Below are 10973 nucleotides of genomic sequence, written 5' to 3'. Positions count from 1 at the left end.
GCATCTTCCGCGGTTCCGGTTCTCGCGGCATCACCCCCGCGCGAACACGAAATCCACGATGAACACCCGCTCGCCGCGCCCGTGGCGGGCGGTTTTCATGAGGTCTTCCAGATCGGCGAACCCGCCCTCGCGGGCGATCTCGTCGGTGATGTCGGCGAGGTCGACTTCCTGCAGCCGGGTGACCTCGACGAAGCCGTCCAGCAGCGGGTAGCGCGCGCCCACCTTCACTCGCGGCGTCAGCCACAGCCGGACGCTGGAGGTGATCTCGCCCGAGCGGACGCGCTCGCGCAGCGGCTTCGCGAACATCATCGCGGGTCGTAGCCCCAGGTCCAGGGACGGCGGCCGCGCAGATCCTGCGCCCAGACGATGCGCCAGCCGGCCCCCTCGCGATGGAGTTCGGCCGACCCACCAGCCGCGAAGTCCGCCCCGGTGAGCACCAGCGGCGCCGGGCAGCTCTCCGGTCGGAAGTTGTTGCGCAGGACCACGATGTCGGCGCTGCGGCAGAGTTCGTCGAGGCGTCCTTCCTTCAGCGGCCGCCGCAGGTTCCAGGCCGCGGCGAGCTTCACGGGCGCGGTGGGGCGCGGCGCGCAGCTCCAATGATCGCAGGCGAAGCGGGCGTCCCGCTCAGGCTCGCTGACGAGCGGCGTCAGGCCCCGGCGCCGCGACCACAACTCGGCTCCGAACAGCTTCACGTCGGGCCGCAGGAGGACCGCGTCCTTGCCTTCGCGCACGGCGACCGCAGCCCCGTCGGCGGCAATCCAGACGTCGGGCGCCGGGGGCCGCGGGGCCAGCAGCACTGCGCCGGCGAGCGGCACGCCGATCCAGCGCAACGGTCCGCGCCAGAGGCAGGCGAACAGCAGGCCCAGGAAGCTCACCGGCAGAACCCAGTCCGGCGCGCTGGGGACCACCATCTGCGAGACGGGCGCCGCCGCGGCCCAGGCCGCGACCTGGTTCATCAGCCCGATCGACCAGCCCGCCACCTCCAGCGGAGCCTGGCCGAGGCCGAGCGGGGTCAGCGCCGCACCAAGCGCCAGGCCGGGCATCATCAGGAACGACGAGATCGGTGCGACCGCGAGGTTGGCGAAGAGGCCCCAGGTGGAGACGCGATTGAAGTGCTGGATCGCGAACGGCCCGGTGGCCAGGCCCGCCACGAAGCTCACCGCGATGCTGGCGGCCGTCCAGGTGACGACGCCCTGCGCGGCGCGGATCGCCCAGGGAACCTCGATCTCCCGGATCGGCCGCGGCCAGATCTCGGCCAGGGCCACGAGCGCGGCGGTCGCGGCGAACGACATCTGGAAGCCGGGCTCGGTCACCGCCTCGGGCTGTAGCAGCAGCACGCCCATCGCCGCGAGCGCGAGGGCGTGGAGGCTGATCGCCTGCCGGTCGGCCAGGATCGCCGCGAACGCCACCGCGGCCGTGATCGCCGCCCGTTCGGCCGGCGGCGGGGCGCCCGAGAGCACGAGGTAGCCGCCGACCGCCGCGAGGCCCACCAGTGCGGCGGCCTTCTTCCCGTGGACCCGCAGCGCCAGCCAGGGCCAGCAGGCGATCAGGAGCCGCGCCAGACCGAAGGCGAAGCCGCCGACGATCGCCATGTGCAGGCCGCTGATGGAAACGATGTGCGCCAGTCCGGCGGCGCGCAGGTTTTCCACCTGCTCCGGCGGGATGAACGCTTCGTGCCCCGTCGTCATCGCCGCGGCCAGACCGCCCGTCTCGGGACCGAGCGCGGCGACGATCCGCTGGGTGAGCGCCCAGCGCGTCGCGTTCACCCGCATCGTCGCCGCCAGCCGCCACGGCGCCCTCACCTCTGCCCCGGACGCCACGGGCGGCCGCAGTGCCAGGCCCACGGCGCCGACGCTCTCGAAGTAGGCGTCGCGCGCGAAGTCGTACGAGCCCGGGCTGGCCGGGGGCGGAGGCGGGTTCAGGATGGCCAGCAGCCGCACGGTCTCGCCGGGCGCCGGCAACGGCGTCCCCGGGCGAAGCGTCGCGCGCATCCGGATCGGCGTCGCATCGGCCGGCCAGTCACCGACGCGGATCGGCGCCAGCAGCAGCCGCTGACCGCCCACGCCGGGCTGGGCGATGTCGACCACGAACGCCTCGACCCACTGCGGCCGTGCGCCGGCCTGCGCCACCGGCGCCTTCACGGCCTCGGTGCGCAGCTTCGCGACCGCGAAGCCGCCGACCGCGCAGGCGCTCAGCACCAGCGCCATGGTGGTCCCGCGCCACAGGCTCCAGCGGGTCGCGACGAGCAGGGCCGCCGCGACGGCGATCAGCGCCCAGGCCACCCAGGTCTGCGGCTCGCGCAGCAGTCCGAAGTAGAGGCCGCAGCCCAGGCCGAGCGCCACCGGCGTCCAGAGCGTCCAGCGGTCGACCTGGAGGTCGCCCTGGTCCCGCAACCAGATCCCCGCCCGCCGCAGGCTAGGACGCCACCGAGGGCGCGTGCTAAGAGGCGCCGCCTCCGCCGAGGCCGCCTCCCCTGCACCCTTGAGATCGCCCGACCCCGAAATGTCCGCCCCCGAAAACCCCGGCCGTCCCGTCCGCACGCGGATCGCACCTTCGCCTACCGGCATGATGCACATTGGCACCGCCCGGACGGCTCTCTTCAACTGGCTATATGCGCGCCATACGGGTGGGACGTTCCTCCTGCGCGTGGAGGACACCGACCGCGAACGCTCCACCGACGCGGCGGTGAAGGTGATCCTCGACGGCCTGAAGTGGCTGGGCATGGCCTGGGACGAGGAGCCCGTCTTCCAGTCGTCGCGCGCCGACCGCCACCGCGAGGTCGTGGCCGAACTGATGACCAGGGGCGAGGCCTATCGCGACTACATGCTGCCCGAGGAACTGGAGGCCGAGCGCGAGCGCGCCCGCGCCGAGGGCCGCGTCGTGCGCACGCCCTGGCGCGACGCCGATCCGGCGACCTGGCCGGACCGCGCCTACGCGGTGCGCCTGAAGAGCCCGCTGGACGGCGAGACGATCGTCGCCGACGCGGTGAAGGGCGAGGTGAGGTTCCGGAACGCCGGCCTCGACGACCTCATCCTGCTGCGTTCGGACGGCAACCCGACCTACAATCTGGCCGTCGTCGTCGACGACCACGACATGGGCATCACCCACGTCATCCGCGGCGACGACCACCTGAACAACGCCGCGCGCCAGACGATCATCTACGAGGCCATGGGGTGGGAGATCCCGGTCTGGGCGCACTTGCCGATGATCCACGGCCCCGACGGCGCGAAGCTGTCCAAGCGGCACGGCGCGCAGTCGGTCACCGAGTTCGACGACATGGGCTACCTTCCCGAGACCATGCGCAACTATCTGGCCAAGCTCGGCTGGGGCCACGGCGACGACGAGATCTTCACCGACGAGCAGGCGGCCGAGTGGTTCGACATCCATGACGTCGTGGGCGCGCCGGCGCGCCTCGACTGGGCCAAGCTGAACCACTTCAACAACCACTACATCCGCCTGGCCGAGCCCCAGCGGCTGGCCGGCCTCGTCGCGAAGATCCTCGACAGCCGCGGCGTGGCGCTGAAGCAGGGCGACGCGGCGCTGATCGCACGCACCATTCCCTTCGTCCGCGACGGCGCCAAGACCACGCTCGAACTGGCCGACGCCGTCCTCTTCGCGCTCAAGACCCGCCCGCTGGAGGTGCCTGAGAAGACGCGCACGCAGCTTGCCGATCCCGAGATGGCGGCGCGGTTCACGAAATTGCGCTCGGCGCTCGGCGGCGTAACGGACTGGAGCGTGCCCGGACTGGAAGATTCCCTTCGCAAGTTCGCCGACTCCGAGGGGATCGGCCTGGGGAAGTTCGGTCCGCAGTTGCGTGCCGTGCTTGCCGGCGGGGCGCCCGCCCCTGACCTCGCGGGAACCCTGACCGCGCTCGGCCGCGACGAGAGCCTGGGCCGTATGGACGACGCGCTTCCGCCCGTCGCATAAAGGGGTATAAGCCCGACGAACGGGTGTTTCATTTCGCAAGCGCGAAGGGGGTCTCATGGCTGAAACGGCGAAGATTCAGGTCGACGGCAGGACGGTCGAACTTCCGGTCATGCGCGGCACCGACGGCCCCGCGGTGGTCGACATCCGCAAGCTCTACGGCGACGCCGACGTCTTCACGTATGACCCTGGCTTCACGTCGACGGCCTCGTGCGAGAGCAAGATCACCTTCATCGACGGCGACAAGGGCATCCTGCTGCACCGCGGCTACCCGATCGACCAGCTCGCCGAGAAATCGAGCTTCCTGGAGGTCTGCTACCTCCTCCTGCACGGCGAATTGCCGACCGCCGGCGAGTTCGCCCAGTTCGAGAAGAACATCATCTACCACACCATGGTCCACGAGCAGGTGGACCGCTTCTTCCAGGGCTTCCGCCGCGACGCGCACCCCATGGCGATCATGTGCGGCGCGGTCGGCGCGATGAGCGCCTTCTATCACGACAGCACCGACATCAACGATCCCGAGCAGCGGATGATCTCCGCCCACCGGCTGATCGCCAAGATGCCGACCCTGGCGGCGCGCGCCTTCAAGTATTCGCGTGGCCAGCCGTTCGTGTACCCGCGCAACGAGCTCTCCTACGCGGAGAATTTCCTGCGCATGTGCTTCTCGGTCCCGGCCGAGGACTGGAAGCCGAATCCGGTACTGGCCAAGGCCATGGACCGCATCTTCATCCTGCACGCCGACCACGAGCAGAACGCGTCGACCTCGACCGTCCGCCTCGCCGGGTCGTCGGGCGCCAATCCGTTCGCCTGCATCGCGGCCGGCATCGCCTCTCTCTGGGGCCCCAAGCACGGCGGCGCGAACGAAGAAGCGCTGAACATGCTGAAGGAGATCGGGACCGTCGACCGGATCCCCGAGTTCGTCCAGGGCGTGAAGGACCGCCGCTACCTGCTGATGGGCTTCGGCCACCGGGTCTACAAGAACTACGATCCGCGCGCGACCGTGATGCAGAAGTCCTGCCACGAGGTCCTCGAAGCCGTCGGTCACCAGGACGACCCGCTGCTGCAGGTCGCCATGGAGCTGGAGAAGATCGCGCTCAACGACGAGTTCTTCGTCCAGCGCAAGCTCTACCCGAACGTCGACTTCTACTCGGGCATCACGCTGCGCGCGCTCGGCTTCCCGCCCGAGATGTTCACGGTGCTGTTCGCCCTCGCCCGCACCGTGGGCTGGATCGCCCAGTGGAAGGAAATGATCGAGGATCCGTCGCAGAAGATCGGCCGTCCGCGGCAGCTCTACACGGGGTCGCCCCAGCGCGACTACGTGGCCGTCGACAGGCGCTGACGCGCCACAAGGTCCAGAACCGCAGACGCGGCGGCCTCGTTCGCATCGGGGCCGCCGCGTCCCATTTTCAGAAGCGCCGCGTTCTGCCGCTCGACCTGCCGCGCCCGGAGCGCCGGGTCGTCGAGCCGCAGCGCGATCTCGCGCGCAAGCGCCGGGCCGTTGCAGTCGTCCTGGATCATCTCCGGCGCGACGAAGTCCTGCGCGGCGATGTTGAACAGCGTCACATACTTCGTGCGGATCAGTCGCTTCAGGATCGCGTAGGTCACGGGCGCCAGCCGATAGGCTACCACCATCGGACAGCCGGCCAGCGCCAGTTCCGTCGTGACCGTGCCCGAGCAGGCCAGCGCCACCGTCGCCGCCTTCATCGCGGAGCGTTTGGCGGCATCGCCCTCCACCACATGCGCCCGGTGCGCCCAGCCCGCCACCCGCGCCTTCACCAGCTCCGCCACCGTCGGCGCCGCGGGCGCCACGACCTGCAGGTTCGGCCGATCGGCCTTCAACAGGCTGACGGCGTCCTCGAACGCCGGCATCACCCGCTCGATCTCGGACGGCCGGCTGCCGGGCAGCACCAGCAGGATCGGATCCTCCGGCGCGGCGCCGATCTGCGCCCGCAGCCCCGCCGGATCGGCCGCCGAGAAGTCGATGGCAAGCGTGGAGTCACCCACGAACACGGTCTTCAAACCCTCGCGCTCGAACGCTGGCGCGTCGAAGGCGTGGATCGTCAGCAGGAGGTCGAAGGCGCGCGCCGCCGTCCGCGCCCGCCCGGGCCGCGAGGCCCAGACCTGCGGCGCCACATACTTCACCAGCGCCAGCCGCGGGTCCTGCCGCCGAAGCCGCTGGGCCACGCGAAGGGTGAAGCCCCAGGAGTCGATCAGCACCGCCACGTCGGGCTTCTCGCGGGCCGCCAGGTCCGCCGTCTCGTCGGCGCGGCGCACGACCTTGCCGTAGGCCATCAGCCCCTCCAGCAGGCCGAAGATCGAGAGTTCGGCGATGTCGAAGGGGCTCTCGAGGCCCTCCGCGCGCATCCGCTGGCCGCCGACGCCGACGAAGCGCACGCCATCGCCCAGCTTCGCTCTCAGCGCCCGCATGAGCCCCGCGCCGCGATCGTCGCCGGAGGCCTCGGCGGCGACCAGCATCACGGTGAGCGGCGGCGCGGTCATGACGCCGGCGGCGGCTCGACGCCCAGGATGAAGACCCCCAGTTCGTCGGCGGTCGCGATCGTCGCCTCGCGATCGAGCACCAGAAGCCGCCCCGCCTCGCCGACGATACCCGCCAGCCCCGCGCGCGCCACGCCCTGCACGGTGGCGAGCCCGATCGTCGGCAGATCGACCCGGGTCTCCTGGATCGGCTTCGGCGCCTTGGCCAGAACGCCCGCGCCGGCGCCCGCCCGGCCCCTCAGGTGCGCCGGCAGGTCGGCGACCCTGGCCAGCATGGCGTCGGTGCCCTCCTGCGCTTCGACGGCGAGGACCAGGCCGTGGGCGACGACGGCGGCCTGGCCCACGTCCAGCCGCCCGATCGCCCGGGCCACCTCCAGCGCACGATGTGCGTCCGCCAGGTCGTCGACCGCCGGCGCGCACGCGCCCAGCAGGCCGGCCGGCAGCGAAAGGTCGTCCATCACCTCGTGCGCGCCCTCGACCGCAAAGCCTTCCTTCTCGAACTCGCCGATCAGGACGCGCAGCATCGCGTCGTCGCCCCGGCGCGCGGCGGCGGCCACCTTGGGCAGCAGGGTGAGGCCGCGCAGGTCGGGCATGAGGCTGGCGAAGTCCGGCCGCGCCACGTTGCCGGCGAGGCAGATCGAGCGGCATCCCGCCCGCTTCAGCGCCTTCAGGCACTTGCCGAGCTCGGCCAGGCCGACCTCGGCGCCGGCGTAGTCGGCGAGGCTGTCGCCGGCGAAGCCCTTCAGCCGGATCACGAACAGCGGCCGGCCGGAGCGTTCGCAGTGCCGGGCGATCTCCACCGGCAGGCCCCCGCCGCCGGCGATGAGGCCGAGCTTCTGCATCGTCCCTAGAGTTCCCGCTCGGGCAGGCAGAGCGGCCGGGTCGCATCGGCGCGGATGAAGTCGATGATCTCCATCACCGGCGGCGAGTGGCCGAAGGCGGCGGCGGTGTCGTCGATGCGCTCCTGGAAGGTGCCTTCCTCGGCGAACATCAGCCGGTAGGCCGAACGCAGCGCGCTCACCGTCTCGCGGTCGAAGTTGCGCCGCTTCAGCCCCACGAGGTTCAGGCCCTCGAGGTGCGCGTGGTTGCCCCAGACCATGCCATACGGGATCACGTCCTTGGTGACGGCCGCCAGGCCGCCGATGAAGGAGTAGCGCCCCACACGGCAGAACTGGTGGACGGCCGCCAGTCCGCTCACGGTGACGAAATCGCCCACCACGACATGGCCGCCGAGCGTCGCGGAATGCGCGAGCACCACGTTGTCGCCCACCTCGCAGTCGTGCCCGATGTGGCTGGTGGCCATGAAGAAGCCGTCGTTCCCCACGCGCGTCACGCCGTCCTCGCCAGGACCGCCGATGTGCATCGTGACGTGTTCCCAGATGCGGTTGCGGTCGCCGATGATCAGCTCGGTGGGCTCGCCCTTGTAGCCGGTGTGGTGCGGCGGCCCGCCCAGGTTGGCGAAGTTGCGCACCGAGCAGTCCTCGCCGATCGTCGTGCGGTTCTCGATCACCACATGCGCCAGCACCTGCGTCCGCGCGCCGATCCTGACGTGCTCGCCGACGATGCTGTAGGGGCCGACGCTGACGCCATCGGCCAGTTCCGCCCCCCTGGCGACCAGGGCGGTCGGATGGATCTCCACGCTCAAGGCTTCAGGTCTCCACCACCATGGCGGCGAACTCGCACTCGGCCGCCACCTTGTCGCCCACCATCGCCTGGCCCGCGAACTTGAAGACGTCGCCGCGGTGGCGCACCACCTTCACCGGCATGCGCACCACGTCGCCCGGCCGCACCGGCGAGCGGAAGCGGCAGTTGTCGGCCGACATGAAGAAGATCGCCTTGCCGGCGGTGTCCACCTCCAGCGACTTCGACATCAGGACCGCGCCGGTCTGCGCCATGGCCTCGATCAGCAGCACCGCCGGCATGACCGGATAGTGTGGGAAGTGGCCCGGGAAGAAGGGCTCGTTCACCGTCACGCACTTGATGCCGACGATGCTCTCGTTCTGCCTGTACTCTTCGCAGCGGTCGACCAGCAGGAACGGATACCGGTGCGGGATCCGCTCCATGATCTCGGTGATGTCTATATCGGTGGGGTTCGCCGCCACCGGGGCCCTTCGCGCCATCAGTTTCCCCCCGCCCTGCGGCTCGCCATGCGGGCCAGCCACGCCGTTTCCTTCAGCCACTCGCGGATCGGCCGCGCGGGCATGCCGCCCCAGGTCTCGCCGGCCGGAATGTCCTTCATGCAGCCCGCGGCGGCGCCGACCCGCGCGCCCGCGCCGATGGTCACATGGTCGGCGACCCCGGCCCGTCCCCCGAACTGCGCGCCGTCGCCGATCGTCACGCTGCCCGAGATCCCCGTATGGGCGGCCATCACGCAATTGCGACCCACGCGGACGTTGTGGGCGATCTGCACCAGGTTGTCGATCTTGGTGTTCTCGCCGATCACCGTGTCGTCGTAGGCCCCGCGATCGACAGTGGTGTTCGCCCCGATCGAGACGCCGTCCTGGATGATCACCCGGCCCAGTTGCGGGATGTCGATCAGGCCCTTGGGCCCGACCGTCGCGCCGAAGCCGGGCTCGCCGATCCGCGCCCCGGCCAGCACCTTCACGCGGTCGCCGACCAGTGCGAAGCCGATGCTCACGTTGGGACCGATGTCGCAGTCGCGGCCGATCGCGACCCCCGGCCCGATCACCGTGTTGGGCCCGATCCGCGTGCCGCGGCCGATCTGGACCGCCGGCCCCACGACGGCCCCGGCGCCCAGGACGACGTCGTCCTCGAGCTTCGAGTCCGCAGCCACGGCCGCCGTTCCCGCCGCCCGCGGGCGATGCAGGCGCTGGGCGGCGAGCGCGTAGGCGCCCTGTGGGTTGGCCGCGACCAGCACCGCACACCCCTCCGGAGCCAGCGCTTCGGCGCCCCTGGGGACGAAGCAGGCGGCCGGGCGCGCCTCGGCCAGGTCGGCCGCATAGCGCTTGTCGGTCAGGAAGGTGATGCTGTCGGGACCGGCGTGAGCCAGCACGGCCACCCGGCTCACCAGCCGGTCGCCCGCACCCGCGTCCACGAGCTCGGCGCCGGTCAGGCTGGCGAGTTCGCGGAGGGGCGCGGGGCCCAGGTCCTCGAAGAAGCGCGGGTCTGGCATGGCCTGGGTTCTAGGCCGCTTCGGCCCGCGCGTCAGTCCTATCCGTCGCCTACTTGCGCGCCGGAGCCGCCGCGGCGGGAGCCGCCGGCCGCGGAGCCGCCGCCGGCGCGCCCTGCTGGTCGAGGCGCTCGCGATCGAAGGCGAACTGGGTGATCTTGGCGTTCAGCGCCGTCACCACCTGCGGGGTGATGTCGGTCGCCGGGTTCGCCAGCACGATCACCTGCCGGTTGAAGAGCATGGCGCAGCCCTTGGCCTGGTAGGCCTGGCGGATGAGCGGCTCCATCTCCTCGCCGATGCGGTTGATCGCCTTCTGCTGCGTCGCCTGCAGTTCCTGCTCACGGAGCTGCTGCTTGCGTTGGAAGGCGCTGGCCTTCACCTGCACGGCCGCGGCGCGCTGCTCGTAGGCATCCTGCGCCAGCGTCGCGCGCTGGGCGTCGATGGCCTTGGCTTCGTTCTGGATCGCCGTGCCTTCGCTCTGCAGCTCGGCGTTCACCTGCCCGGCGAGCTGCTGGATGCGGGTCTGCACGTACTTGCCGACCGTCGAGTTGGCCAGCACGCCTTCCGGCGAGACGATGCAGAGGCCGGCCGGAGCCGCCCCGTGGGTCACTTGCGGCGCGGCGGCGGCGGGCGCCGCGGCGGCCGGGGCCTGGGCCGCGGCGGAAGTCGCGCTGGTGAGCGCGAGGGCCACGGCGGTTCCCGCCACGGCAAAGGTCTTGAACGTCATCTTTTCCTAGAACCTGGTTGAAGTGGAGAACCGGAAGAGTTCCTTCCTGTCGTAGTCTTCCTTGGCCAAAATTCGGCTGAAGTCGAAGCGGATCGGCCCCATCGGCGACTTCCAGAAGACACTCACGCCGGCCGAGGCGCGAAGCGACAGGTCGTCACGGATGCAGACGTTGCGGGTGCCCGGCACGGCCAGGTTCGCGATGGTCTGCGTGGGATCGGTGGGGCTCGGGATCGTCGGGTTCAGGCAGTCCACGTCGCCCGGCTGGTAGGTCTTGTCCTTCTTGTCGAGCATGCCCAGCGTACCGATGTCGCTGAAGAGCGCCGCCTTGATCCCGTACTGTTCGGGCAGGAACGTCGGCACCGTCAGTTCCACGGTCGTGATCGCATAGGCCTTGCCACCCAGGGCGTCGGCGCGCTGCAGCGAGGTGTCGCGCGGACCGATGCCCGCGGTCTCGAAGCCGCGGAAGGTCAGGCCGCCCTTATAGTAGCGGTCGTTGATCCGCACGTCGTCGCCCGCCCAGCCGGCCACGTAGCCGGCCGATCCGGTGATCGAGAAGATGAAGTCCTTGGTGAAGCCGTGGAACCACGCGGCCTCGATGTCGGTGCGCACGTAGTTCACGTCGCCGCCCAGGCCCGCGATGTCCTGGTTGAAGTCGATGTAGAAGCCCCGCGTCGCGTTCAGATAGTCGTTCCGGCG

11 protein-coding genes are annotated in these 10973 nt (G+C 70.8%); 2 read left to right on the top strand and 9 right to left on the bottom strand.

All coding sequences use genetic code 11. The features are described from left to right. Positions 1-30: 30 nt before the first annotated feature. Together JNL41_RS20235 and JNL41_RS20230 are read right to left on the bottom strand one after the other, a co-directional pair. Positions 31-306 carry an ASCH domain-containing protein gene (locus JNL41_RS20235; protein WP_293477981.1) on the bottom strand — a complete coding sequence of 92 codons (276 nt, stop codon included), beginning with the start codon at positions 304-306 and terminating at the stop codon, positions 31-33. Next, positions 306-2393, bottom strand: coding sequence for a ComEC/Rec2 family competence protein (locus tag JNL41_RS20230; RefSeq protein WP_293477980.1), 2088 nt, complete (start codon positions 2391-2393; stop codon positions 306-308). Before JNL41_RS20230 ends, JNL41_RS20235 begins: the two co-directional genes overlap by 1 nt. Before the next feature lie 109 nt (positions 2394-2502). Here JNL41_RS20230 and gltX point away from each other — a divergent pair, with 109 nt between their 5' ends. Both gltX and gltA read left to right on the top strand, forming a co-directional pair. Continuing rightward, complete coding sequence (gltX, locus tag JNL41_RS20225; protein WP_293477979.1) at positions 2503-3927, top strand: glutamate--tRNA ligase; 1425 nt, start codon at positions 2503-2505, stop codon at positions 3925-3927. 55 nt (positions 3928-3982) lie between these two features. After that, complete coding sequence (gltA, locus tag JNL41_RS20220) at positions 3983-5263, top strand: citrate synthase (protein ID WP_293477978.1); 1281 nt, start codon at positions 3983-3985, stop codon at positions 5261-5263. Here the strand turns inward: gltA and lpxB are convergent. The 7 genes from lpxB to JNL41_RS20185 all read right to left on the bottom strand — a co-directional run. After that, on the bottom strand, positions 5239-6423 hold the full coding sequence (lpxB, locus tag JNL41_RS20215) for a lipid-A-disaccharide synthase (RefSeq protein ID WP_293477977.1): 1185 nt from the start codon (positions 6421-6423) through the stop codon (positions 5239-5241). The two genes, gltA and lpxB, sit on opposite strands and share 25 nt — an antisense overlap. Further along, complete coding sequence (lpxI, locus tag JNL41_RS20210; RefSeq protein ID WP_293477976.1) at positions 6420-7262, bottom strand: UDP-2,3-diacylglucosamine diphosphatase LpxI; 843 nt, start codon at positions 7260-7262, stop codon at positions 6420-6422. The genes lpxB and lpxI overlap by 4 nt, the downstream gene beginning before the upstream one ends. 5 nt (positions 7263-7267) lie before the next feature. Continuing rightward, complete coding sequence (gene lpxA, locus JNL41_RS20205; RefSeq protein WP_293477982.1) at positions 7268-8059, bottom strand: acyl-ACP--UDP-N-acetylglucosamine O-acyltransferase; 792 nt, start codon at positions 8057-8059, stop codon at positions 7268-7270. Positions 8060-8069: 10 nt separating this feature from the next. After that, positions 8070-8540, bottom strand: coding sequence for a 3-hydroxyacyl-ACP dehydratase FabZ (gene fabZ, locus JNL41_RS20200; RefSeq protein WP_293477975.1), 471 nt, complete (start codon positions 8538-8540; stop codon positions 8070-8072). Further along, entirely contained in the window at positions 8540-9553 is a 1014-nt protein-coding gene (lpxD, locus tag JNL41_RS20195; RefSeq protein ID WP_293477974.1) for a UDP-3-O-(3-hydroxymyristoyl)glucosamine N-acyltransferase, read from the bottom strand. Before lpxD ends, fabZ begins: the two co-directional genes overlap by 1 nt. 49 nt (positions 9554-9602) lie before the next feature. Then, a complete protein-coding gene (locus tag JNL41_RS20190; protein WP_293477973.1) occupies positions 9603-10277 on the bottom strand; it encodes an OmpH family outer membrane protein in 675 nt (224 codons plus the stop codon). Between the two features lie 6 nt (positions 10278-10283). Continuing rightward, positions 10284-10973, bottom strand: a 690-nt coding sequence (locus JNL41_RS20185; RefSeq protein ID WP_293477972.1) for a BamA/TamA family outer membrane protein, incomplete at its 5' end; no start/stop codon positions are given.

Source organism: Phenylobacterium sp. (assembly GCF_016793285.1).
Lineage (GTDB): Bacteria > Pseudomonadota > Alphaproteobacteria > Caulobacterales > Caulobacteraceae > Phenylobacterium.
The sequence above is the reverse complement of the archived record's forward strand: the minus strand, read 5'-3'. Positions and strand labels throughout refer to the sequence as shown.